We start from the raw sequence: 23,893 nt of genomic DNA, 5'->3' as shown, positions 1-23,893 counted from the left end.
ATGTGCGCAGCACCTACCCAGGGCCAGGCCATCCCCGCCGGCGTCGACGTGGAGAAGGAGACGGTCATCACCGGCCGCGTCCTGAGCACCGACGGTCAGCCGGTCGGCGGCGCGTTCGTGCGCCTGCTCGACGGCAACGGTGACTTCACCGCCGAGGTCGTCGCCTCCGGCACCGGCGACTTCCGCTTCTTCGCCGCGCCGGGCGCGTGGACGTTGCGGGCGCTCTCCTCGGCCGGCAACGGCTCGGCGGAGGTTCGCCCGGAAGGCGCGGGCATCCACCCCGTGGACGTCGCGGTCGCCAAGTAAGCCGACCGTACGCAGCCGACGGCCCCGGGCTTCCCCAACTATGACGGGAAGCACCGGGGTCGTCTGCGTATAGAGCAGCGGATGTCGTTAGACTCCAAATGTGGTCCTCTTCTTCGAGATTCTGCTGGTGGCCGTCGCCATCCTCATCGGCTGGTTCGGCCTGTACGTCTTCTACCGGCTGTTCACCGAGTCATGAGCGATCTCGCTAGCGAGGGTTCTAATCCGGCCGAGCAAGCGAGTGAACAACTGAACGGCAACGGCTCCGCCGATTCGGCTGCTCGCCGAAGCGGCGATCAAGCCGTGTCCGAGGCCGTCGAGCGGGCGAAGTCGACCGGCTCCCGCAACATTCCGGCGCTGCCGGATCTCCCACTGCCGGAGGACACCGCGAACCTGCGCCTCGGGCCGGACCTGAGTTCCTCCATGCTCGCGCTGCTGCCCATGGTCGGCGTCTGGCGCGGCGAGGGCGAGGGCAACAGCCCCGAGCGCGGCGACTACCGCTTCGGTCAGCAGATCATCGTGGCGCACGACGGCGGCGACTACCTGTCCTGGGAGTCCCGCTCCTGGGTGCTCGACACCGAGGGCAACTATTCAGGCCCGGATCTGCGCGAGAGCGGTTTCTGGCGGGTCGGCATCGACGGCAACGACGAGGTGATCGAGCTGCTGCTCACGCACAGCACCGGCATCGTCGAACTGTTCTACGGTCAGGCGCTCACCCAGTCGTCCTGGGAGCTCGCCACCGACGTGGTCATCCGCAGCCAGTCCGGGATCGTCGTCGGCGGCGCCAAGCGCCTCTACGGCATCGTCGAGGGCGGCGATCTGGCCTACGTCGAGGAGCGAGTGGTGGCCGACGGTCCTTTGGAACCACGCCTCTCGGCCCGCTTGCAGCGCTACATCGGCTGATTCGCGGGCTTTCCGCCGCTTGTTCGAACCTGCTCCGAAAAAGGAACGACCCCCGAGCCTTACCGGTGTAATGGTTAGTTACACGGGTCCCGTTCGGACTCAAACGGGGGCTCGGGGGCCGGGTGACTGCGTGGAATTCGCTAACGCTCGCGCGGCGAATCACCTGCAGCGGTGGCGCTAGCGCGCAGCCACCTCACGAGTCCTTTGAACATACATTCGTCGAACCACCTCCTTCCTTGTGTACAAACGAATCTAGCCACGAGTCAGCGAGTCGGCAACGGAATTTCTCGATGAGCTGAAGTGGGGACTCCACGGTCCGTGAAATCCGCCGTGACCTGGGCTGATGCGTCGACGTGGACGATGGCTTCGGCGCGGTTGCCCGGCGGCAGTTGATGTGTGACGACGACCACAGTTCGATCGGGGGCGACCAGTCCGCTGTCGGCATCGAGCAAGGCGCACAACAGGTCTGCGCCCGCCTCGGCCTCGAGGTGCTCGGTGGGTTCGTCGAGCAGCAACACCCTGGCCGGGGACACCAGCGCTCGGGCGAGCAGGATGCGGCGGCGTTGACCACCGGAGACGGCGGCGGCGCCACCGACCACACCGGTGTGCACGCCCTTCGGCAGCGAATCCAGCCAGTCACCGAGACCTACTGTGCGCAAGGCGGTTTCGGCCTCGTCCTCGGTGACGTCGCCGCGTGCGACGCGCAGGTTCTCCAGCACGGAGGTGCCGAAGAGGTGGGCGTCTTCGGCGAAGAAGGTGACGCCGGGCCGGGGGGTGTCGAACAGGCCGGCCCACAGCATCAGCAGCGTGGTCTTTCCCGCACCGCTCGGTCCGACTACGGCGATTCTGCGGCCGGCGGGTATCTCCGGAAGTTGTTGGGACAGTTGCACTTCGAGCGCATCAGCAGTTGATCGGTTGTCGACCGCCGCGTCATTGTTCGAGCGAGCGCCGCCGTCGAGCCGGATCAGCCGATGCAAGGCCGCACGGGCCGTAGTCAGTGCCTGTGCCGCGGCAGGGAGCGGACCGACTGCTTCGAAGGCCGAGAGCGGCAGCAGGACGAGCACGGTGAGCGCCATCGGTGTCATCGCGCCCGGTGCACCGCCGGACGGTCCGTAGAGCGTAATTCCGATCAGCAAGGCCCCCAGCACGCTCGCACCGATCGAGAGCGGGGTGGCGGCGGCCGACCACGCACTGTGCGCGGCCGCCTTGTCTTCCGCCGCGACCGCACGCTGAGATGCATTGTTAGCAGCGCCGAGTGCCGCGTCCAGCCGGCCCGCGACCCGCAGTTCCGCCGCGTGATCCAGCACCGTCAGCGCCTGCGCGGTGAACTCGGCCCGGTCCGCATGCACGGCCCGTTCCGCCGCACGCGCCGCCTTAGCCGACAGCCACGGCGCGAGAATCCCCGAAAGTGCCAGTGCCCCCGCCAGAATCGCGGCCGCGGCCACCGAAATCGTGGCGAGCAGGCCGATCGCGACCGCGGACAACACGGCGGCGACCGCGACCGGAACGAACACTCGAACCACGACCGCGCCGAGATCGTCTATGTCGCTACCGATCCGGACGAGCAGATCACCACGCCGCAGCGGCCCTTCAGCACCGGGCCGGCCCGCATCCGACCGTTGTGGCCTGCGCAACCAGAAGTCCGAGCCCGCCAACGTCCGATAGACCGTCGTCCGCGCCGTGGCCATCGCCCGCAACGCAACATCATGCGTAGCAAGCCGTTCCAGATACCGAGCCAGCCCCCGCGAAATCCCCAACGCCCGCACGGTCACCACCGCGATGCTCAAATCCAGCACCGGCGGCATCTGCCAGGCCCGAGCAATCAACCACGCCGCAAGCGCCGCCAACCCCAGCCCACTCCCGAGCGCCAGCACGCCCCACGCAACCGCCACCACCACGCGCCACCGAGACAACTCGAGCAACGCCCACATCCGCCGCAGATCGCCACGCACCGAAGCCCCCTCCGTCGCCGCGGTCATCGCCGCACCATGCCTGAACCGCCTGTTGCGGCATGCACATCAACCATGCGTGGCCGCCTGCCGATGCCGAGCGGGTAGTGGCCGCCACCCAGTCGGATCGCCGCTGCGCCGCTCATCAGATCGTCACCTCGGCCAGATCGGCGGCTGCCGCGCGCACCCGGACAACGTGGTCGCCCGCGGCGAGAACTGTTGGGCGGTGGCCGATCACGAGGACGGTGGCGCCGTCGCGGGCGCGTTGGCGCAGGGCCGCGAGGACGGCGGCTTCGCCGTCGGTGTCGAGGTGGGCGGTGGGCTCGTCGAGGAGCAGGATGGGGCGGTCGGTGGCGAGGACTCTGGTGAGTGCGAGGCGTTGGCGTTGGCCCAGGGAGAGGCCGACGCCGCCGGGACCGACGACGGTGTCCCAGCGGTCGGGCAGTTCGTCCAGGACCGTGTCGAATCCGGTGGCGACACAGGCGGCTTCGAGGTCGTCGACGACGCGGGTCGGGCCGTGGGCGGAGGGTGACTCGGCCTGTGCGCCGAACAGTTCCAGGTTCTCGCGCAGGGTGCCGGGCACCAGGACCGGTCGCTGTGGCAGCCACGCCACCTGGGCCCACCACTCGTCCTGATCCAGGTCACGCAGGTCTACGCCGTCGACGGTCACCGACCCGCGGTCCGGCGCGATCAGGCCGAGGATCGCCTGCACCGCCGTCGACTTCCCGCTGCCGTTCGGTCCGGCGAGCACGGTCACCGCACCGGGGCGCAGTTCCACCGACAACTCTTCGGGCGCAAAGCCGTTGCGCGCCGCGACGGAAAGATCCTGTAGTCGGACGACGCCGGAACAGCGCCACGGCTCGGCCGCATCGCCGATCCGGTCACCCGAATCGGCTGCCTCCGGCGCGGATTCGAGGACGGCGAAGGCCTTGTCCGCGGCCGCCATTCCGTCCTGTGCGGCATGAAACCGCTCCCCCACCATCCGCAGTGGCAGATACACCTCAGGGGCCAGCACCAGGGCAACCAGGCCCGCGTACAGGCTCATCTCACCGAACACCAGCCGCAGGCCGATGGACACCGCGACCAAGGCCACGCTCAATGTCGCGAGCAACTCCAGCACCATGGAGGAGAGGAACGCTATGCGCAGCGCCCGCATCGTCCGCTGCCGCAACCCGTCGCCCAGCTCACGCACCCGTCCGGCCATCGAGCCGGGCCGCGTCTCCGTCGAATCGGCGACGCTCGCAGCAGAACTCCCGGATTCACCGCGCTCGCGCCCCAGCGCCCGCAGCGTGGGCATGCCGGCGAACAGATCGAGCAGTTGATCCGAAAGCCGCGTCGTCGCCGCTAGAGTCGCCTCGGCCCGCCCCTGCGTCAGCAGGCCGATCAGGATCATGAAGACCGGAATCAACGGCAGCGTGACCACCACGATCAGGCCCGCGACCGGATCATGAATCGCGATGACCGCCAACACGATCGGCGGGACCAGCACCGCAAGCAGCAGTGCGGGAACGTATCCGATCAGGTATCCGCGCAGCCCGGACAGTCCGGTCCCCACCACGACCGCGAGTTCGGTTCTGCGACTTTCGAGTTCCCGCGGCGACAACCGCGCCCCGGCGGTGAGCACGGCGGTCTCGAGCTCCGCCACCACGCCCGCCCCGGCCCGGTGCGCCAGCCGCGATTGCACCCAGGTGGCGAGCACCCGGCAGCCGACGGCGAGCGCGAGCACGAGCAGTTCCGTCGTCCACGCGCCGAGCGTGCGCCGGCCGGGATCGGTGACGACCCCGGCCAGCACCCGGGCCAGCATGACCGCCGCGACCACAATCGATCCCGTGATCACCACGGACAGTGCGACACTCAGCGCCAGGTAGCGGCGGGCCGAGCGGGCATACCGCCACAGGCGCGGATCGACGGGCGGGCGAGCCATGACTCACTCCTTCGCGGAGCCGAGCGGCAAGCCGACCGGTGCCGGAATCTGATCGACGGTGATCCGCTTGCGGAACACCCAGTACGTCCAGCCCTGGTAGAGCAGCACCACCGGCGTGACCAGTACGGCCGCCCAGCTCATCACCTTCAGCGTGTACGGCGTCGACGACGCGTTGTGAATGGTCAGGTCGAACGCGGAATCGATGGTGGAGGGCAGCACATTCGGGAACAGCGACCCGAACAGCAGCGTGGTCGCCGCCGCCACCACGACGGTGGTGCCGAGGAACGCCCACCCGTCGCGATCGGCGAACACCGCGACCGCGGCGGCCACCAGCCCGATCACCGCGAGCGCCAACGGAATCCAGGTCCAGCCGGTGCCGTAGGCCAGCTGGGTCCAGAGGCCGAACCCGCCGACGACCACCGCCGTCGGCGCCAGCAGCAGCTTGGCCGTGCGCTGCGCGTCGTCGCGCACCTCGCCGCCGGTCTTCAGCCCGAGGAACACCGCGCCGTGCAGGGCGAACAGCAGGCCAGTGGTCAGCCCGCCGAGCAGTGCGTACGGCCCGAGCAGGTCCCACACCGAGCCGGCGAACTGCTTCTTCTCGTTCAGCGGCACCCCGCGCACGATGTTGGCGAACACCCAGCCCCACGCGAGTGCCGGTATCCAGGAACCGATTCCGATGCCGAGGTCGCAGCGCGCCCGCCAGCGCGGGTCGTTGATCTTGCCGCGGTATTCGATCGCGCAGATCCGCAGGATCAGCGCGACCAGCAGCAACAGCAGGGCCAGGTAGAACCCGGAGAACATGCTGGCGTACCACTCCGGGAAGGCGGCGAACATGGCGCCGCCCGCGGTGATCACCCAGACCTCGTTGCCGTCCCACACCGGGCCGATGGTGTTGAGCACCACCCGCCTTCGCGTGTCCGAGCCCCGGCCGAGGATCGGCATCAGCATGCCGACGCCGAAGTCGAAGCCCTCCAGCACGAAGTAACCGGTGAACAGCACCCCGATCAGCACGAACCAGAACTCTTGCAGACTCATCGTCGGCTCCTAGTAGGCGAACGAAAGTTGTTCGACGGCAGGCTCTTCGGCGCGATGCCGACCCGGACCACCGGAGTCGCCGGGACCGTCGCCGACCACCGGGGCCGGATCCGGTCCGTGAATCACGTAGCGCCGCATCAGGTAGAACCAGACGATCGCCAATCCGCCGTAGAGCAGCGTGAAGACGATCAGCGAGAACAGCACCACGCCGGCCGAATGGTTCGACACACCCTGCTGCACCATCAAGCGCAGATTCAGATCACCCGTCGGATTCGGCGCGACAACCCAAGGCTGGCGGCCCATTTCGGTGAACACCCAGCCCGCGCTGTTGGCCAGGAACGGCGTCGGAATCATCAGCAGGCTGAGCCAGGAGAACCAGCGCTGGTCCGGCACCCGGCCGCGGCGGGTCAGCCACAGCCCGGCCAGCGCGAGCAGCGCCGAGCCCGCGGCCAGGCCGATCATCGCGCGGAACGACCAGTAGGTGACGAACAGGTTCGGCCGGTAGTCGCCGACGCCGTACTTCTCGTTGTATTCCTTTTGCAGATCGACTACACCGGGCAGGGTGACGCCGCTGAACTCGCCCTTGGCCAGGTACGGCAGCACCACCGGCACCTCGAGCACGTGCGTGACGCTGTCGCAGTTGTTGTGCGTGCCGACGGTCAGGATGGAGAAGTCGGGGTCGGTTTCGGTGTGGCACAACGATTCCGCCGAGGCCATCTTCATCGGCTGCTGCTCGAACATCAGCTTGCCCTGGGTGTCGCCGGTGAAGAACAACCCGGCCAGCGAGATCAGCATCACCCAGATGCCGACCAGCGCCGCGGGCCGCCACATGGTGCGCGCCTCGGCCAGCTGCGCGGCATCGCCGCTGCGCGCCTTGCGCACCATCCACCAACCGGCGATGCCCGCCACGAAAGTGCCTGCCGTGACGAAGGATCCGGCGACCACGTGTGGAAAGGCCGCCAGCAGTGTGTTGTTCGTGAGCACCGCGACGATGCTTTCGAGTTCAGCGCGCCCGGTCTCCGGGTTGAACCGCGCCCCGACCGGATGCTGCATGAACGAGTTCGCCGCGACGATGAAGTACGCCGACGCGTTCACCCCGATGGCGACCATCCAGATCGCCGCCAGGTGCGCGAGTTTCGGCAATCGCGACCAGCCGAAGATCCACAGCCCGAGGAACGTCGACTCCATGAAGAAGGCGACCAGCCCCTCCAGCGCGAGCGGCGCGCCGAACACGTCACCGACGAACCGGGAGTACTCGCTCCAGTTCATCCCGAACTGGAATTCCTGCACGATGCCGGTGGCGACCCCGAGCGCGAAGTTGATCAGGAACAACTTGCCGAAGAACTTGGTCAGCCGCAGCCAGTGATCCTTACCGGTGATCACCCAAGCGGTCTGCATGGCGGCGACCAGAGGAGCAAGTCCAATAGTCAGCGGCACCAAGAGAAAGTGGTAGACCGTCGTGATGCCGAACTGCCATCGAGAGATGTCCAGGGCGTCCAACACGACCTCCTCGTCGTCTACGACATTACGTAGTAATACTACGTCCGAGGAGGTCCGGAACAATGAGTCCTACGCCACGACACGCCTACCAGTTCAACTCCTACCAGCACGTTTACTGCTCGCATCGACGGCGATAGGACCGAGATCACGCCGTGACAGCTGATTTCGTCAGCACATGGGTAACTCACCGGGTACCGGCCGACTCGCCCACAGCACTACCGCCGGTCGCCAACGGCACCGGCGAGGCACACGAATCTGGCCTGAATACTCGGACAGGCGGATGAGCCGCCCGAGGGAGTTAGTTGTCACCAATCGCCGATGGCGCCCGCTCGCTCGATGCCGCGATCGACCAGATCGATGATCTCCTGCGCGTTGTCCGGGGCCGACATCCGCAGCCCGTCCAGCGAATTCACGCGGGCGGCGAGCGAGATGCTGGACATCATCCAGACGCTGTCACAGGTGAGCAGATCGGCGGTGAACAGCGACTTGTAGACGCACTCCCAGCCGGCCTTCTCCGCCTCGGCGAACAGCGCGCGCTGGGTGACGCCCGGCAGCACACCGTTCTTCGCGGGCGGGGTGATCAGCTGCTTGTCCCTGGCGATCACCACGGACGAGCGCGGGCCTTCCAGCACCCGGTTCTCGGTGCTGGTGAAGATCGCGTCGTCGGCGCCCATCCGCGCGGCGAACCGCAGTGCCGCCATGTTGGACGCGTAGGACAGGGTCTTCGCGCCGAGCAGCTGCCACGGCGCGGCCTGTGCCAGGTCGATCGAGATACCCCGGGACAGGGTCACCACCGAGACGCCCTCGGTGCGCGCCTTCTGCACCCGATCCGGCACCGGCAGCACGAGCACGTACGCGGTGGGCACCGGAACGGCGGCGGCGAGATCGCCGGACGTCACCTTCTCGGCCACCCCGGACAGCTCGCTGTCGCGGCCGCGGGTGAGCACCAGCCGCATCACGCCCTCGCGGTCGGTTCCCCACTCCTTGGCCGCCCGCTCGACCGCCTCGCGCCACCGGCCGATTTCCGGCTCGGGTAGATCCAGCGCCTGCGCCGAGCGACGCAGCCGGCCTAGATGAAATTCGATCGCGCACGCGTTGCCCGCGCGCACCAGCACCGTTTCGAAAATACCGTCGCCACGCAATACGCCGATATCGTCCGCATACAACAACGGCGCGTCCGCGTCCCGGACCGCGCCGTCGAGTGAGACAAGAACCCGATCTACCATGCGTCGAGACTAGGCGGTTCGGCAATGTCTCGCCTAGGTCACGGAAGACTTCGCAGCATCTTTTACAAGCTGCCGCCCGAGGTTCACGCGCAGGCCGCGCGGACGACGGCCGGACCGTCTCCCCGCTGCCCCGGTTCGGGCACCCGAGCGCGACCCCGCCTACAGTGGAAACGTGTCCGTGGTCGTTGCGCCCAGCCCTATCCTCGCTGTTTCGGGAGCCGTCGCGGGAGCGCCGGGTTCACCCGACGCCGCCGTCGCCTGGCACTACGGTGATCCGCTCGGTGAACAGCGGGCCGCGGTAACCCGCACGGCGGTCATCGATCGGTCCCATCGTTTCGTCCTCCGGATCACCGGCGCCGAGCGCCTGACCTGGCTGCACACCATCTCCAGCCAGCACATCGCCGGCCTCGGCGACGGGCAGTCGGCGGAGAACCTCGACCTCGATCTCAACGGCCGGGTGCTGAACCACTTCGTGCTGACCGAGCTGGACAGCGCGGTCTGGATCGACACCGAGGGCGACCGCGGCCAAGCGCTGCTGGACTTCCTGAAGAAGATGGTCTTCTGGGCCGACGCCCAACCGGCCGAGGCGGACTACGCGGTACTGAGCCTGCTCGGACCGAAGGCCGCCGAGGTGCTCGCGACGCTCGGCGTCGCGACCGTGCCCGGCACCTACGAAGCGGTCGCGCTGCCGGACGGCGGGTTCGTGCGCCGGATGCCGTGGCCGACCGCCGACTCCTTCGATCTGGTCGTCCCCCGCGATCGGCTCGCCGAGTTCTGGACCCGCCTGACCGAGGCCGGCGCCGAACCCGCGGGCATGTGGACCTTCGAGGCCCTGCGGGTCGCCGCTGTGCGCCCGCGGATCGGACTCGACACCGACGAGCGCACCATCCCGCACGAGGCCCGCTGGATCGGCGGCCCCGCCGAATTCGGCGCGGTGCACCTGGACAAGGGCTGCTACCGCGGCCAGGAGACCGTGGCCCGGGTGCACAACCTCGGCAAGCCGCCGCGGCACCTGGTGCTGCTGCACCTGGACGGCTCGGCCGACGAGCGCCCCGAGATCGGCGCCGACATCACCGCGGGCGGCCGCGCGATCGGCCGCCTCGGCACCGTCATCGACCACTACGAACTCGGCCCGATCGCGCTCGCGCTGATCAAACGCACCGTCCCGGCCGACACCGCGCTCACCGCCGGCCCGGCCGCCGCGGCCATCGACCCGGACTCGGTGCCGTCGGACGACTCACCCCAGGCGGGCAGGCTCGCCGTCGATCGGCTCCGCGGACGCTGACCCGACCATGACCGCCGAATACCGAAGGGGCGCAAGCTCCACGTCTCGCGCTGAATCACGCCCGAACCGCGAATTCCCGGCCCGACGACCCGACGAGAGGAGTGCCGCCGATGCGAACCGATGACTCCGGCGAGGTCGTGGCCGTCTGCGTGGTGCACGCCGAGCTCGACGTGCCGGGCCGGGTCGGCAAGTCCGCGATCGACAAGCGCCCGACGCCGGGCCGGGTAGCGGTGCGCGCCCTCGGTCTCGACGGGGATCACGTGTGCAACACCAAAGACCACGGCGGCGTGCACCAGGCCGTCTACGCCTACGCCGACGAGGACGCCCGGCGCTGGGGCAACGCCCTGGATCGGGAGCTGCCCATCGGCTGGTTCGGCGAGAACCTGCGCATCGCCGGCCTCGCGGTCAGCGACGCGGTGCTCGGCGCCCGCTGGGCCATCGGCGACACGCTGCTCGAGGTGAGCGCGCCGCGGGTCCCGTGCGCCACCTTCCAGCACTGGAGCGGAGAAGCCCAGTGGGTCAAGCGATTCACCATGCAGGCCGACACCGGCGCGTACCTGCGGGTGCTGACCGAGGGCACGATCGGCGCGGGTGACCGGGTGTCCGTGGTGCACGTCCCGGACCACGGCATCACCGTCCGCGACCTGTTCACCGGCGACGACCCCGACCTGCTGGCCATCCTGCTCGCCGCCGAGCCGACCATTTCCGACGACGTGCGCAGGCAAGTCGAACGGCACGCCCGCAGACACGCCAACGCCGACCGCGCGGCGCAACGACGCGCCGACGAATCCGCCGAACCGGCCACGCAGCGTGGCACCGAACTCGACACGGGAGCGCAACTGTGAGTGTGGAACTGGTCGAAGTAGTCCGCTCCGGCTTCCGCGAGTGCGTGCACCGCGGCTCGGCCGTCATCCTCGATCCGACCGGCGAGCCGACGCTCACCCTCGGCGAGGTGCACCTGCCGATCTTCCCCCGCTCGACCAACAAGCCCATGCAGGCGATCACCCTGCTGCGAAACGGGTTCGACCCGGTCGACGACGCCGAGCTGGCCATCTCGACCGCCTCGCACTACGGCGAACCTGACCATGTCGCGCTGGTCCGCCGGCTGCTCGACCGCTTCGGCTTCGACGAGAAGTCCCTCGAATGCCCGCCGGATCTGCCGGTCGACGAGAAGGCGCGCGCGGCCGTGCTCTCGGGTTCGCACGAACCGCGCCGGATCTACATGAACTGCTCGGGCAAGCACGCCGCGATGCTGGCCACCTGCAAGATCAACGACTGGCCGACCGAGGGCTACCTCGACGAGGCGCATCCGCTACAGCAGGCGGTCATCGCCACCGTCGCCGATCTCACCGGCGAGCCGGAGACCGATCTCGGCATCGATGGCTGTGGCCTGCCGATCATTCCGGTGTCGCTGGTCAACCTGGCCCGGGTGTTCGCCACCATGGCGACCGCGGATTCCGACGCGCCGGAGCGGCGCGTCGCGGACGCCATCCGCGCCCATCCGCGAGTGATTTCGGGCACCAACGCACCCGATCTGCTGACCATGCAGGCCACCCCTGGACTGGTCTGCAAGATCGGCGCGGACGGGGTGCACGCCGGTGCGCTGCCCGATGGAACGGCCTTCGCGTACAAGATCGAGGACGGCAGCGACCGGGCCCGAATCCCCTTGACGCTGGCAATTTTGCAGCGGATCGGCGTCGACTGGACCGACGCGCACACCGAGCTGGCGGCCCCCGCGGTGCTCGGCGGCGGCGCCCGGGTCGGCGTGATCCGGGCGATCCCTGGGGTGCTCTAGCCGGACCGGCCGAGGGCGACAACCGGGCAAACGGAACCACTTCGGAGGTTCTTCACCCACTCCTGGAAGCGGGACGGCCGGACACACGCTAAAGTGTCTGTCAGGAAGAGTATTAATTCGAACGGGGCCGCCAACCAAACCCCAGGCCGCCCCGCAGTGACGCGAGGGGGTCAGCCATGGGCCGTGGCCGGGCTAAGGCAAAGCAGACCAAAGTCGCACGCGAGCTGAAGTACAGCAGCCCGCCGAGCGACTTCGCGAGCCTTCAGCGCGAGCTTTCGGGAAGCCCCCACTCCCAACGGAGTGGTGTGCTGTCCGATGAGCACGACGCGGACAAGTCCTCATCTCAATTCGAAGAGGACGACTACGACGACTGGCGCCGCTGACTCGGAGCAACGTTCGAAAGGGGAGGTCAGCGTGCCTCCTCTTTCTGCCGTTGCCGCGCGTTGACGGATAACGCCGAAAAGGCTTAGAACACACCAGCGTCCCGCATCTGAGCGATGCGGGACGCTGGTTTGTGTTTGTGTACGGGTCTCAGAACCGCGGGTGTTCGCCCACCAGAACGGCACGCAGGGCGTCGGAATCCTTGGCCTTCTTCACGGTGCCCAGGGTCCAGCACTCGATGTGCCGCGCGGTCAGCACGGCGAGCGCCCGGTCCACGTCCTCGGGCGCGACGATGGCGACCATGCCGACGCCCATGTTGAACGTCTTCTCCATCTCGACCCGCTCGACCCGGCCGCGCTGGGCGATCATCTTGAACACCGGCGCCGGGTTCCAGGTGCCGCGATCCAGCTCGGCCACCATGCCCGCCGGCAGCACCCGTCCGAGGTTGGCAGCCAGTCCGCCGCCGGTGACGTGGGCGAAGGTGCGCACGTCGGTCTCGGCGATCAGCGCGAGGCAGTCCTTGGCGTAGATCCGGGTCGGCTCCAGCAGTTCCTCGCCGAGCGTGCGGCCGAACTCCTCGATGTGCCCGGTGAGCGACATCCGGTCGATGTCCAGCAGCACCTTGCGGGCCAGGCTGTAGCCGTTGGAGTGCAGGCCGGACGAGCCCATCGCGATGACCACGTCACCGGGACGCACCCGGTCCGGGCCCAGTACCGCGTCGGCCTCGACCACGCCGACACCGGTCGCGGACAGGTCGTAGTCGTCCGGGTCCATCAGGCCCGGGTGCTCGGCGGTCTCGCCGCCCAGCAGCGCGCAGCCGGCCCGGACGCAGCCCTCGGCGATGCCGGAGACCAGCTCGGCGACCTTCTCCGGGACGACCTTGCCGATGGCGATGTAGTCCTGCAGGAACAGCGGCTCGGCGCCGCACACGACGAGGTCGTCGACGACCATCGCGACCAGGTCGAGGCCGACGGTGTCGTGCTTGTCCATCGCCTGCGCCACCGCGATCTTGGTGCCGACCCCGTCGGTGGACGCGGCGAGCAGGGGTTCGCGGTATCCGCCCTTCAGCGCGAACAGTCCGGCGAACCCGCCGAGGCCGCCCTGGACCTCGGGTCGGCTCGCCTTCTTCGCCAATGGCCCGAACAACTCGACTGCGCGGTCACCTGCCTCGATGTCCACGCCTGCCGCGGCGTAAGAGGCACCACCACTGGGGGTCTGTTCAGTCATTTTCGGGGAAAGCTCCAAACCGAATCGGCGGATAGATGCCTGCTCACGCTACCGGAGCCCGATAACGACGTTGCACCGGTATTGGCTCGCCCTATTGACAATCGGGCGAGCCAAACCGTATTGCGACAATCAGCCTGCGGCGTTGGTCGCGAACAATGCCGCGCTCTCCGCCCGGCGTCTGCGCTGCTCTACCGGATCGGGCACCGGTACCGCGGCCACCAGACGCTGGGTGTACTCCTCGGTCGGCGCCCGCAGGATGCGATCTCGATCACCCTGCTCGACCACCGCGCCGTTGCGCAGCACCACGATCCGGTCGGCCAGCTGGTCCACCACCGCGAGATCGTGGCTGATGAACAGGCAGGCCCAGCCGCATTCGCGCTGCAGCTGCCCGAACAGCTCCAGCACCGCGGCCTGCACCGAGACGTCCAGCGCGCTGGTCGGCTCGTCGGCGACCAGCAGGTCCGGGTCCAGGACCAGGGCCCTGGCCAGGCTGGCGCGCTGACGCTGACCGCCGGACAGCTCGTGCGGATACCGGCGTTCGGTGCCCGCCGGCAGCTGCACGTCATCGAGCAGTTTGCGCACCCGCGCCTTGATCTCGGCCGCGCTGCCCATCTTGTGCACGAGCAGCGGCTCGGCCACGCACTCGCCGACGGTGAGCCGCGGATTCAGCGAGCTGGCCGGGTCCTGGAACACGAACCCGAAGCGCCGCCGGATCGGCTTCATCTTGCGCCCGGACATGCCGGCGATGTCCTGCCCGCGGATCTTCACCACGCCCGAGGTCGGGCGCTGCAGCGCGGCGACACAGCGGCCGATGGTCGACTTGCCCGAGCCGGATTCGCCGACCAGGCCGAGGGTTTCGCCGGGTCCGATGCAGAGGTTGACATCGTCGACCGCGCGGAACGCGGGCCGCCCGAACGAGCCGGGGAACTCCACGACCAGATCGCTCACCTCGAGCACCGGCTCGGCGGTGGTGGCCACCTCGTCGGCCGGACCGTGCGCCAGCTGCTCGGTGCCGAGGTGCGGCACCGCCGCGAGCAAGGCCCGGGTGTAGTCCTCCTTCGGGCTGGCGAACAGCTCGTCCACCGGCGCCTGCTCGACCACCTTGCCGTTGCGCATCACCACGACGCGGTCGGCCAGGTCGGCCACCACGCCCATGTTGTGCGTGATCAGCACGATGGCGCTGCCGATCCGGTCGCGCAGATCCCGCAGCAGCTCCAGGATCTCCGCCTGCACGGTCACGTCGAGCGCCGTGGTCGGCTCGTCGGCGATGATCACCTTCGGCTCGCAGGCGATCGCGATGGCGATCACCACGCGCTGCTTCTGGCCGCCGGAGAGCTGGTGCGGGTAGTAGTCCACCCGGTGCTCGGGGTCCGGCAGGCCGACCATGCGCAGCAGTTCGATCGCGCGCGCCTTGGCGTCCTTCTTGCTCATCTTCGAGTGCGCGCGCAGCGCCTCGCCGATCTGGAAGCCGACGGTGAACAGCGGGTCGAGCGCGAGGCCCGGCTCCTGGAACACCATCGAGATGGCGCCGCCGCGCAGCGCGGTGAGCTGCCGCTCGTTCATCGAGGTGATGGCCTCGGTGCCGAGCGTGACCAGACCGCGCACCCGCGCGGTCAGCGGCAACAGGCCCATCGCGGTGCGCGAACTCACCGACTTGCCCGAGCCGGACTCGCCGACGATGGCGAGCACCTCGCCGGGATACACCTCGTAGGAGACGTCGGTGACCGCATAGACGGGTCCGGCGTCGGTGGCGAAGGTGACCGACAGTGATTCGATGGACAGGGCCGGTTTGCTGCGGTCGGTAACCACGGCTGGCTCGGTCATGATGTCTCCTTCCCGGCAGTGCTGTCCTTGGTCGGATCGACCTCGGCCCCAGCGGTTTCGACGCCCGCGACGGTGATCGCGTCGCCGGGCGCGGCGGACACCGCACGCCGGGTGCGCAGCACCGGGTTGAGCACCTCGTTGAGGCTCTCGCCGACCAGGGTCATGCCGAGCACCACCAGCACGATGGCGAAACCGGGGAAGATACCGGTCCACCAGATGCCGTTGGAAACGTCCGACAGCGCCTTGTTCAGGTCGTAGCCCCACTCGGCGGCCTGGGTCGGCTCGATGCCGAACCCGAGGAAGCCCAGACCCGCCAGGGTCAGGATGGCCTCGGAGCCGTTGAGCGTGACGATGACCGGCAGCGACTGGGTGACGTTGGCGAAGATGTGCCGGAACAGAATTCGCGCGGTGGACGCGCCGGTGACCCGGGCGGCGTCCACGTACGGCTCGTTCTTCACCGAGACGGTCGCGTTGCGCACCACTCGGAAGTATTGCGGCACAAAGACCGCCGTGATCGCCACCGCCGCGGACAGCACGCCGCCCAGGCTGGTCGATCGGCCGCCCGCGACCACGATGGACACCACGATCGCCAGCAGCAGCGTCGGGAAGGCGTACATCGCGTCCATGAACAGCACCAGCACCCGGTCGAACCAGCGGCCGAGGTAACCCGACAGCAGGCCGAGCGGCACGCCGATGAACAGCGACAGCACCAGCGAGATCACGATCACGAACAGCGCGGTGCGCGCACCCCAGATCACCCGGGAGAACACGTCCTCACCGCGCACCGAGGTGCCGAACCAATGATCCGCCGACGGCGCCTGCTGACGGACGAAATCGACACCGTCGGAGGCGCTTTGGGCGAACCCGTAGGGCGCGATCAGCGGCGCGAAGATGGCCGCGAGCACGAACACGGCGACCAGCGCCAACCCGAGGATCAGCGTCGCGCGTTGCAGGCCCGCGGTCATGGTGAACAGCCGGAGGCCGGGGATGCCGCGCCGGCCCGGCGGTACCACCGGCGCGACGACGGGCTCGTTCAGCAATTCCGGTGCGGTCATCAGAACCTCACCCTCGGATCGATCAGTGCGACAAGGGTATCCACCAGGAAGCTCATCAACGCGACGAAGATCGCGATGAACGCGACGATGCCCTGCACCGCCACGAAGTCCCGGGCGGACAGATACTGCGCGAGCTGATAGCCGAGGCCCTTCCACTCGAAGGTGGTCTCGGTCAGCACCGCGCCGCCGAGCATCATGGCGATCTGCATGCCCATCACGGTGACGATCGGAATCATCGCGTTGCGGAACGCATGTCGTCCGGTGACCACCCGCTGGGAGAGGCCACGGGCGCGCGCGGCATCCACATAATCCGAACGCAGCGTCTGGATCAGGTTGATCCGCACCAGCCGCAGGAAGATGCCCGCGGTGAGCAGTCCGAGCGCGATCGCAGGCAGGACAGCGTGTTTGAGCACATCGATGATGTAACCCGTGTCCCCGTAAAGGAATCCGTCGATCAACATGACGTTGGTCTTCGGCGAGACATGCTGCAGTTGCAGTTCAACATTCGTGCTCGCGCGACCCGCCACCGGCAGCCAGCCCAGCTTCACCGCGAAGACCAGCTTCAGCAGCAGGCCGACGAAGAACACCGGCGCCGCGTAGGCCAGGATCGCGAACAACCGCAGACCGGTGTCAGAGATCGAATCCCGGTGCGTCGCCGCGTATCTGCCCAGCGGGATGCCGATCGCGAAGGCCACGATGAGCGCCCAGAACATCAGCTCGGCCGACGCCGCACCGTAGGTGGTGATCACGTCGCTGATCTGCCGGTTGTCCTGCGACTTACCGAAGTCCCCTTGCAGCAGCCCGGAGATGTAGTCCCAGTACTGCGACAGGATCGGCCGGTTCAGCCCGGCCGCCTCTTTGCGAATCTCGATCTGCTCCTGGGTCATTCGCCCACCCATGGCCGCACTGATCGGATCGCCCGCCACGCGCATCAGGAAGAACACGACGGTGGCCAGGATCCACGCGGTCACCGGGATCAGCAGCAGTCGCACGCCGAGGTAACGCAGCAGGGCGAGCTGGCGCGAATCGCCGCCGCCCTTCCGTGGTCGGGGCACGCCGAAGCGCCGGGCCCGGGCCGGCGCTGGCTTCGTTTCTGGAGCAGCTATCGTCCCGGGCCCGGCTTCGCCGGATGTCACTTGCTCAGCACCGTGTAACGGAACTTGAAGGACGCGTCGAGAGTCTGTTCAACGCCCTGCACGTTCTTGCCGGAGACGGCGATCTGCTTGCCGGACAACAGCGGGAGGATCGGCACGAAGTTCTGCGCCAGGTCCGTCTGCACACCCTTGAGGATCTCGAGCCGCTTGGTCTTGTCCGTGGTCGTGGTCTCCGCGAGCAGCTGGGCGGTGATGCCCGGGTTCTCGAAGTGCGACTGCAGGAAGTTGTTCGGCGCGAAGAACGGGGTCAGGTAGTTGTCCGGGTCCGGAAAGTCCGGGAACCAGCCGAATTGGTACAGCGGGTAGGAGTCGCGGGCGCGCTCACGCTGGTAGCTCACCCATTCAGTGGACTGCAGGTTCACCCGGAACAGGCCGCTGGCCTCGAGCTGCGACTTGAGCGCCGCGTATTCCTCGGAGCTGCTCGAACCGTAGTGGTCCGGGTTGTACTGCAGGTTCAGCTCGACCGGCGTCGCGACACCGGCGTCGGCGAGGAACTTCGCCGCCTTGTCCTTGCTCGGGCCCGCGCCGTAGATGTCCTTGTACGGCTCGGTCGCACCCGGAACGCCCTGCGGGATGGACGAATACGCGGGCAGGTAGGTGCCCTTGTAGACACCCTCGGCCAGCGCGGCGCGGTCGACGGTGGAGGCGAGCGCCTTACGCACGGCCAGCTTCTGCTCCGGCGTGCCGCCCGGCATGGTGTTCATGTTGAACACGATGTAGCGCAGTTCACCGCCGGGCCCCTCGTGCACCGCGACCTTGCTGTCGCCGCGCAGCGAACCCACGTCGGTCGGGGTGAAGGAGCGGTAGCCGACGTCGAGCGACCCGTTCTGCAGGTCGAGCTTCATGTTGTCGGTGGTGGCGTAGTACTTGGTCGAGACCGTCTTGGTCTTCGGGGTACCGAGGATGCCGTTGTAATCCGGGAACGCCGTGTACTCGACCAGCTTGTTCTTGTCGTAGCTGGCGATGGTGTAGGGACCGGAGTAGCCCTTGTTCTTCACCACATCTTCGTCGGCCATCACCTTGTCCGGCGAGTAGACCTTCTCGTCCACGATCGGACCGGCCTGGGTCGGCAGGATCGCCGGGAAGGTCTGGTCGTTGGCGACCTTCAGGGTGAAGTTGACCGTGCGGTCGTCCGGGGCCTCGGTCTTCTCGAGATTGCCGAGCAGCGAGGCGGGGCCGTTCGGGTCGTTGATCTTGAGCATCCGGTCGAAGGAGAACTTGACGCTCTTGGCCGTCAGCGGGTTGCCGTTGGCGAACTTCAGGCCCGCCTTCAGGGTGCAGGAGTACACCGTGGGGGAGGTGAAATCGCACTTCTCCGCGGCGTCCGGCTTCGGCGTCGCGTCGCCGGGCGCGAAGTTCAACACGTACTGGTAGAACTGCGTTTCCGCGACCAGGGAGCCGTTGTCATAGGCGGCCGCCGGGTCGAGGGAGAAGATCTTATCCGTGGTGCCGGCCACCAAGCCGCCACCACCACCACTATCACCGGTCCGGCCCGAACCGCAGCCGGCCAAGGCGGACGCAACCAGCGTCGCCAGGCCGACGGCCGCGATGGTTCGCGTCCGGGTCCGGCCCCCAGGTGTTCTAGAAACCAACATCAGGGCCCCACTTCTCGAGCGCCGCACCGCGTTGTCCTGGATCGCAGGACAGGTGCGGACACATATGAACTTCCGATCTGACGGGCACCGTACCCACGAACCATTTCCGGCACGTTGCGTTTTCACAGAAAAATGATCGGGAGATTAGGTTGCGTTGCAAAATGCGCATCGCAGGGGCCAGATCACCGGACGAATGTCCAGGAACGCGCCCTCCCGGCGGTTGACGTGTCACAAGTACGCCAGGGCACGCCGACGGACAAACAGCGCGGGTTACCGCGACGCGCGTGATCGACCCGCCGTGCGCACACCATGTTTTGGGCAGGACCGAGCACGCCGGAGGGCAGTCGACGATGACGGGAAATCCGCTCGAAATCGAGACAACGATGTGCTCGAAAACCGGGCGGCTATGTGCTCGACCTCGCGACAGCTATATGTCGGAGATACCGGCACTCGATGGGCAGCCGTGTAACACGACCGCCCGATGGATCAGGGACGGCTCAGCGCGCTAGCGTTGGCGTTCTCGCCCAGCAGCAAGGCCTCGGGCTGCCCGGTGAGCATGCCTTCGAGCACGTTCTTGCCGATGGCCGCCTCGGTGGGCAGCGCGATCGGGTAGGTGCCGTCGAAGCAGGCGCAGCACAACCGCGAGCGCGGCTGTTCGGTGGCGGCGATCATGCCCTCGGTGGAGATGTAGCCGAGGGTGTCCGCGCCGATCGAGCGGCGCACGCCCTCCACCATCTCGTCGAAGCTGCCCTCGGCGCCGGAGCCGTTGGCAATCAGCTCGGCCGGCGAGGCGAAGTCGATGCCGTAGAAGCACGGCCACTTCACCGGCGGCGACGCGATCCGGACGTGGATCTCCAGCGCGCCCGCCTCGCGCAGCATGCGGATCAGTGCGCGCTGGGTGTTGCCGCGCACGATCGAGTCGTCCACCACGATGAGCCGCTTGCCGCGGATGACCTCGCGCAGCGGATTGAGCTTGAGCCGGATGCCGAGCTGGCGAATGGTCTGACTCGGCTGGATGAAGGTGCGTCCGACATAGGCGTTCTTCATCAGGCCCTGGCCGTAGGGCACGCCGGAGCCCTGCGCGTAACCGACCGCGGCCGGAGTACCGGATTCGGGCACCGGGATCACCAGGTCGGCGTCGACCGGATGCTCCTTGGCCAATAGTCGGCCGATCTCGACCCGGGTGGCGTGCACCGAGCGGCCGGAGATGGTGCTGTCCGGCCTGGCCAGGTAGACGAATTCGAAGACGCAGCCCTTGGGTTCGGGGTTGGCGAAGCGCATCGACCGCACGCCGTCGGCATCGATCGCCAGCAGTTCGCCGGGTTCGATCTCCCGGACGAACGCGGCGCCGACGATGTCCAGCGCGGCGGTTTCGCTGGCAACAACCCAGCCACGGTCGAGCCTGCCCAGGCACAGCGGGCGCACGCCGTGCGGGTCACGCGCGGCGTAGAGGGTGTGCTCGTCCATGAAGGTCAGGCAGAACGCGCCCTTCAGGGTCGGCAGCAACTCCATCGCGGCCTGCTCGATGCTGGAGTCGGCGGAGGCGTGCGCGAGCAGCGCGGTGATCACGTCGGAGTCCGACGTCGCGGCGATCGGCTGCGGGCGGCCGTTGGCCACCGTCGCGCCGATGAGTCCGTATTCCCTTGCCCGGCCTGCCAATTCGGCGGTGTTGACCAGATTGCCGTTGTGCCCCAGGGCAAGTCCGGAACCGACCGAGGTGGTGCGGAAGATGGGCTGGGCGTTTTCCCAGGTCACGCCGCCGGTGGTGGAGTAACGGCAGTGCCCGACGGCGATGTGGCCCGGCATGGCGGCCAGCGTCTGCTCGTCGAATACCTGACTGACCAGCCCGAGATCCTTGAAGACCAGGATCTGTGAACCGTCGGATACCGCGATGCCCGCCGCCTCCTGCCCGCGGTGTTGCAGCGCGTACAAGCCGTAGTACGTGAGCTTCGCCACGTCCTCGCTCGGCGCCCAGACTCCGAACACACCACACTCTTCGCGTGGCTCGTTCTCGACCTGATCGGAGGTGGCGGAAATAGCGTCAACCGGCAGTTCGGCCTTGGTCACCGTTTGCTCCCTGTTCGGGCGGGCTGGGGGCAGCACCCAGTCTACGGGTGAAAGTTCGATCACGATCACCCCCACCGCATACGAGCAGCAATCGGCGTGGCGTGCGGACCGGGAAATTCGGCCTCGGCAGCTGTTACGGTGCGAGCCGTGACGACTACCGACAGCGCGGATTCAGGCAGCGGGACGGGATCGACCACCGGGACAACCCCGCCGCCACGCAGGCCGTGGGCGCGCATGGTGCTGTTTCCGATGGCCGTGCTCACACTGCTGACCGCGTTGCTCGGCATCATGTATCTGGATTACGTCGTCGATCCGGAGAAGAATCTGCACGATTTTCCGATCGCGCTGGTGAACCAAGATGTGGGCGATGTCATCAAAACCGCCGATCGTCAGCAGCAGGTGAACTTCGGTAACCAGATCACCGACGCGCTGGCGAAGGGGGTGCCTGCGGACAAGGTCGACCTGCGGGTGCTCAGCATCAGCGAATCCGAGCGGCAGATGCAGTCCGGCGAGGTCTACGGCGCGCTCATCATTCCGGGCGACTTCAGCAAGCGGCTCGGCATCCTCGGGGTCGGCAGCGTGATTCCGGGTGAGATGGAACGCCCGATCATCACCATGCAGACCAATCCGCGCACCGGCGCGTTCGGCACCCAGATCGTGCTGCGGGTCGGCAATCAGGCGCTGACCGAGGTGAACAAGCAGGTCGGCAAGCAGCTCACCGATCAGGTGACCGAGCAGCTGAAGCCGCAGCCCGGTGGGCCGCCGGCGCCCGAGCTGTCCGGCGCGGCTCGGGTCGCGCTCGCGGATCCGGTGAAAGTCGTTGTCCAGCAGTACCATCCGCTGCCCGACGGCACCGGCCAGGGGCTCAGCGCGTTCTTCTACTCGCTGCTGTTGCTGCTCGCCGGGGTGGTCGGCGCGATGGTCATCCACACCATGATCGACGCCCAGCTCGGGTTCATCCCCACCGAATACGGGCCGTGGTTCGTGCACTATCCGCCGACGCCGATCTCCCGCTTCCGCACCCTGCTGATCAAGTGGGGCGTGATGGTGGTGACCGCGAACATCGTCTCGGCCGTCTTCCTGATCGTCGGCAAGATCCTGGACATGCCGATCGATCACCCGCTGGCCCTGTTCCTCTACAGCGCGCTGGCCATCATCGCCGTCGGCGTCACCGGCCTGTCCACGCTGGCCGCCATCGGCTCGGCCGGCCTGCTGGTGAACCTGATCCTGTTCATCATTCTCGGCCTGCCGTCCTCCGGTGGCACCGTCCCGATCGAGGCAACCCCGCAGTACTTCGGCTGGCTGGCCTCGTTCGAACCGATGCACCAGGTCTTCCTCGGCGTCCGCGCCATCCTCTACTTCGACGCCAGCTTCGAAGCCGGCCTCAGCCGCGGCGTCTGGATGGCCGTCCTCGGCCTCGCCATCGGCCTGCTCTTCGGCGCCGTGATCTCCCGCTTCTACGACCGCAAGGGCCTGCACCGCAGCAGCAACCGCGCCGCCGCCTGATTCGCCGGTAGGTCAGTCCTCGGCGCGGGCGATCGGAAGCCAGTGCGCGACTTCGGGGGCGCGGCTACCCGAGGCGGTGAGGGCGCCGGAGTCGAGGGCGGTGGCGAAATCGAGCAGGCCGGTGGCCAGGAGAAGCCAAGTGCGGGGGTCGGTTTCGACGACGTTCGGCGGGGTGCCGCGGGTGTGGCGCGGGCCTTCGATGCATTGGACGGCGACGAACGGGGGGACGCGGACCTCGACCGAATGGCCGGGGGCGGAGGCGGCCAGGGTGCGGGCGGTCGTGCGCACCGCGGCCGCGAGTTCGGTACGCGCGGGGGCGGCGACCGAGTCGTCGCGGAGCCATTCGCTGACTGCGTCCACTGCTGAGCGCAGCTCTGCCGGACTCACCGATTGTCTTGCCACCCGGCCGAGATTACCGGCTCAGGGCAGGTCCGCGGCCGGTCGGGAGGTGCGGGATCGCGGAAAGGGTTGTGCGACCGGATCGCTCGCTCTTACAGTAAGTAAGCAATTACTTATCGGGGTGTGTCATGGCTGACTCCACGCGGGATCGCGTCATCGCGGCGGCGTTGCGCCTGTTCGGGGAGCAGGGATTCGCGCGGACCACGGTGACCCAGATCGAGCGGGCCGCGGGGCTCTCGGGTGGGTCGGGGGCGATGTACCGGCACTTCAAGTCCAAGGACGAGCTGCTGGTCGAGGCGGTCCGATCGCGGCTGACCGAGCGGGGCGAATGGGCGGCCTTCCTCGCGCCGGACTTCTCCGTGCTGGCCTGGCTCGAATCGCTGGAGCCGCGCGGCTCGACCGCGGACAAGCTGACCCTGCTGTTCCGGATCGGCCTGGCCCGGCTCGAGCACGACCGCGACGTCAACCGAATCCTGATGCGCGACAACTCGATCGGCACGGACGTGCTCGAGGTGTTCCGGCGCGAGGAGTACTCGGTCTTCGTCTCGGCGGTGCTGCGCGGGCTGGCCGAACTCACCGATCCCGAGTCGCGGGAGGATTGGGAGTCCGCCGCCGCGGTGATCGTCGGCGCGGTCGCGCACTACTGGCTGATCAGCGACACCTTCGGCGGCCACCACCCGACCGCGGTCGATCCCGATCGCTATCTGCGGTCCATCGCCGAAATGGTTGTCGCCCGGCTGCATTGGACGGACGAATAAGGGAGAG

Annotated in this window: 20 protein-coding genes; 8 read left to right on the top strand and 12 right to left on the bottom strand. The window is 67.9% G+C overall.

Going from position 1 to position 23,893, the window contains the following annotated elements:
- Together F3087_RS21855 and F3087_RS21850 are read left to right on the top strand one after the other, a co-directional pair.
- A complete protein-coding gene (locus tag F3087_RS21855; RefSeq protein WP_040730884.1) occupies positions 1-306 on the top strand; it encodes a DUF1416 domain-containing protein in 306 nt (101 codons plus the stop codon).
- Positions 307-498: 192 nt separating this feature from the next.
- Positions 499-1,206, top strand: a complete 708-nt coding sequence (locus F3087_RS21850; protein WP_150403878.1) for an FABP family protein — start codon at positions 499-501, stop codon at positions 1,204-1,206.
- A 263-nt stretch (positions 1,207-1,469) separates the two neighbouring features.
- Here F3087_RS21850 and cydC read toward each other — a convergent pair whose 3' ends face one another.
- From cydC to F3087_RS21825, 5 genes are all read right to left on the bottom strand, one after another.
- Entirely contained in the window at positions 1,470-3,185 is a 1,716-nt protein-coding gene (gene cydC, locus F3087_RS21845; RefSeq protein WP_150403877.1) for a thiol reductant ABC exporter subunit CydC, read from the bottom strand.
- A gap of 115 nt (positions 3,186-3,300) precedes the next feature.
- Positions 3,301-5,079, bottom strand: coding sequence for a thiol reductant ABC exporter subunit CydD (gene cydD / locus F3087_RS21840; RefSeq protein WP_150403876.1), 1,779 nt, complete (start codon positions 5,077-5,079; stop codon positions 3,301-3,303).
- A 3-nt stretch (positions 5,080-5,082) separates the two neighbouring features.
- On the bottom strand, positions 5,083-6,114 hold the full coding sequence (gene cydB, locus F3087_RS21835; RefSeq protein ID WP_150403875.1) for a cytochrome d ubiquinol oxidase subunit II: 1,032 nt from the start codon (positions 6,112-6,114) through the stop codon (positions 5,083-5,085).
- Between the two features lie 9 nt (positions 6,115-6,123).
- Positions 6,124-7,614 (bottom strand): cytochrome ubiquinol oxidase subunit I, encoded by a 1,491-nt coding sequence (locus F3087_RS21830; protein ID WP_150404009.1) that lies wholly within the window; start codon positions 7,612-7,614, stop codon positions 6,124-6,126.
- A gap of 305 nt (positions 7,615-7,919) precedes the next feature.
- Positions 7,920-8,840 carry an aminodeoxychorismate lyase gene (locus tag F3087_RS21825; protein WP_150403874.1) on the bottom strand — a complete coding sequence of 307 codons (921 nt, stop codon included), beginning with the start codon at positions 8,838-8,840 and terminating at the stop codon, positions 7,920-7,922.
- A gap of 172 nt (positions 8,841-9,012) precedes the next feature.
- Here F3087_RS21825 and ygfZ point away from each other — a divergent pair, with 172 nt between their 5' ends.
- The 4 genes from ygfZ (at position 9,013) to F3087_RS21805 (ending at position 12,303) form a co-directional block, all read left to right on the top strand.
- The gene (gene ygfZ, locus F3087_RS21820; protein WP_150403873.1) at positions 9,013-10,125 is read left to right on the top strand and encodes a CAF17-like 4Fe-4S cluster assembly/insertion protein YgfZ; all 1,113 of its coding nucleotides are present in this window, start codon (positions 9,013-9,015) and stop codon (positions 10,123-10,125) included.
- A 110-nt stretch (positions 10,126-10,235) separates the two neighbouring features.
- Entirely contained in the window at positions 10,236-10,970 is a 735-nt protein-coding gene (locus F3087_RS21815) for an MOSC domain-containing protein (protein ID WP_150403872.1), read from the top strand.
- Positions 10,967-11,920 carry an asparaginase gene (locus tag F3087_RS21810; protein WP_150403871.1) on the top strand — a complete coding sequence of 318 codons (954 nt, stop codon included), beginning with the start codon at positions 10,967-10,969 and terminating at the stop codon, positions 11,918-11,920. Before F3087_RS21815 ends, F3087_RS21810 begins: the two co-directional genes overlap by 4 nt.
- 176 nt (positions 11,921-12,096) lie before the next feature.
- Positions 12,097-12,303 (top strand): DUF3073 domain-containing protein, encoded by a 207-nt coding sequence (locus F3087_RS21805; RefSeq protein WP_150403870.1) that lies wholly within the window; start codon positions 12,097-12,099, stop codon positions 12,301-12,303.
- 148 nt (positions 12,304-12,451) lie between these two features.
- Here the strand turns inward: F3087_RS21805 and purM are convergent, their stop codons facing one another.
- From purM to purF, 6 genes are all read right to left on the bottom strand, one after another.
- Positions 12,452-13,528, bottom strand: coding sequence for a phosphoribosylformylglycinamidine cyclo-ligase (purM, locus tag F3087_RS21800; RefSeq protein WP_150403869.1), 1,077 nt, complete (start codon positions 13,526-13,528; stop codon positions 12,452-12,454).
- Between the two features lie 129 nt (positions 13,529-13,657).
- A complete protein-coding gene (locus F3087_RS21795) occupies positions 13,658-15,352 on the bottom strand; it encodes an ABC transporter ATP-binding protein (RefSeq protein WP_150403868.1) in 1,695 nt (564 codons plus the stop codon).
- Positions 15,349-16,407, bottom strand: a complete 1,059-nt coding sequence (locus F3087_RS21790; protein ID WP_150403867.1) for an ABC transporter permease — start codon at positions 16,405-16,407, stop codon at positions 15,349-15,351. The genes F3087_RS21795 and F3087_RS21790 overlap by 4 nt, the downstream gene beginning before the upstream one ends.
- A complete protein-coding gene (locus F3087_RS21785) occupies positions 16,407-17,417 on the bottom strand; it encodes an ABC transporter permease (protein ID WP_191094094.1) in 1,011 nt (336 codons plus the stop codon). Before F3087_RS21785 ends, F3087_RS21790 begins: the two co-directional genes overlap by 1 nt.
- 122 nt (positions 17,418-17,539) lie before the next feature.
- Positions 17,540-19,156: an ABC transporter substrate-binding protein gene (locus F3087_RS21780; RefSeq protein ID WP_150403866.1), complete on the bottom strand. Its 1,617-nt coding sequence runs from the start codon at positions 19,154-19,156 to the stop codon at positions 17,540-17,542.
- Positions 19,157-19,642: 486 nt separating this feature from the next.
- On the bottom strand, positions 19,643-21,223 hold the full coding sequence (gene purF, locus F3087_RS21775) for an amidophosphoribosyltransferase (protein ID WP_150403865.1): 1,581 nt from the start codon (positions 21,221-21,223) through the stop codon (positions 19,643-19,645).
- 234 nt (positions 21,224-21,457) lie between these two features.
- On the opposite strand from purF, the gene F3087_RS21770 reads away from it, so the two are divergent.
- Positions 21,458-22,729 carry a YhgE/Pip domain-containing protein gene (locus F3087_RS21770; protein WP_150404007.1) on the top strand — a complete coding sequence of 424 codons (1,272 nt, stop codon included), beginning with the start codon at positions 21,458-21,460 and terminating at the stop codon, positions 22,727-22,729.
- A 12-nt stretch (positions 22,730-22,741) separates the two neighbouring features.
- On the opposite strand, the gene F3087_RS21765 is transcribed toward F3087_RS21770, so the two are convergent.
- The gene (locus F3087_RS21765; RefSeq protein WP_150403864.1) at positions 22,742-23,131 is read right to left on the bottom strand and encodes a sterol carrier family protein; all 390 of its coding nucleotides are present in this window, start codon (positions 23,129-23,131) and stop codon (positions 22,742-22,744) included.
- 125 nt (positions 23,132-23,256) lie between these two features.
- On the opposite strand from F3087_RS21765, the gene F3087_RS21760 reads away from it, so the two are divergent.
- On the top strand, positions 23,257-23,886 hold the full coding sequence (locus tag F3087_RS21760; protein WP_150403863.1) for a TetR/AcrR family transcriptional regulator: 630 nt from the start codon (positions 23,257-23,259) through the stop codon (positions 23,884-23,886).
- Positions 23,887-23,893 lie beyond the last annotated feature (7 nt).

This window comes from Nocardia colli (genome assembly GCF_008704205.1).
GTDB lineage: Bacteria > Actinomycetota > Actinomycetes > Mycobacteriales > Mycobacteriaceae > Nocardia > Nocardia colli.
Note: the sequence above shows the minus strand (reverse complement) of the source record. Positions and strands in the feature narration are given on the sequence as shown.

Bases quoted from the DNA above. Each gene is read 5' to 3' on its own strand.
- F3087_RS21855 (WP_040730884.1), top strand. From the start codon at position 1: ATGTGCGCAGCACCTACCCAGGGCCAGGCCATCCCCGCCGGCGTCGAC.
- F3087_RS21850 (WP_150403878.1), top strand. From the start codon at position 499: ATGAGCGATCTCGCTAGCGAGGGTTCTAATCCGGCCGAGCAAGCGAGT.
- cydC (WP_150403877.1), bottom strand. From the start codon at position 3,185: ATGACCGCGGCGACGGAGGGGGCTTCGGTGCGTGGCGATCTGCGGCGG.
- cydD (WP_150403876.1), bottom strand. From the start codon at position 5,079: ATGGCTCGCCCGCCCGTCGATCCGCGCCTGTGGCGGTATGCCCGCTCG.
- cydB (WP_150403875.1), bottom strand. From the start codon at position 6,114: ATGAGTCTGCAAGAGTTCTGGTTCGTGCTGATCGGGGTGCTGTTCACC.
- F3087_RS21825 (WP_150403874.1), bottom strand. From the start codon at position 8,840: ATGGTAGATCGGGTTCTTGTCTCACTCGACGGCGCGGTCCGGGACGCG.
- F3087_RS21815 (WP_150403872.1), top strand. From the start codon at position 10,236: ATGCGAACCGATGACTCCGGCGAGGTCGTGGCCGTCTGCGTGGTGCAC.
- F3087_RS21805 (WP_150403870.1), top strand. From the start codon at position 12,097: ATGGGCCGTGGCCGGGCTAAGGCAAAGCAGACCAAAGTCGCACGCGAG.
- purM (WP_150403869.1), bottom strand. From the start codon at position 13,528: ATGACTGAACAGACCCCCAGTGGTGGTGCCTCTTACGCCGCGGCAGGC.
- F3087_RS21795 (WP_150403868.1), bottom strand. From the start codon at position 15,352: ATGACCGAGCCAGCCGTGGTTACCGACCGCAGCAAACCGGCCCTGTCC.
- F3087_RS21790 (WP_150403867.1), bottom strand. From the start codon at position 16,407: ATGACCGCACCGGAATTGCTGAACGAGCCCGTCGTCGCGCCGGTGGTA.
- F3087_RS21780 (WP_150403866.1), bottom strand. From the start codon at position 19,156: ATGTTGGTTTCTAGAACACCTGGGGGCCGGACCCGGACGCGAACCATC.
- F3087_RS21770 (WP_150404007.1), top strand. From the start codon at position 21,458: ATGGTGCTGTTTCCGATGGCCGTGCTCACACTGCTGACCGCGTTGCTC.
- F3087_RS21760 (WP_150403863.1), top strand. From the start codon at position 23,257: ATGGCTGACTCCACGCGGGATCGCGTCATCGCGGCGGCGTTGCGCCTG.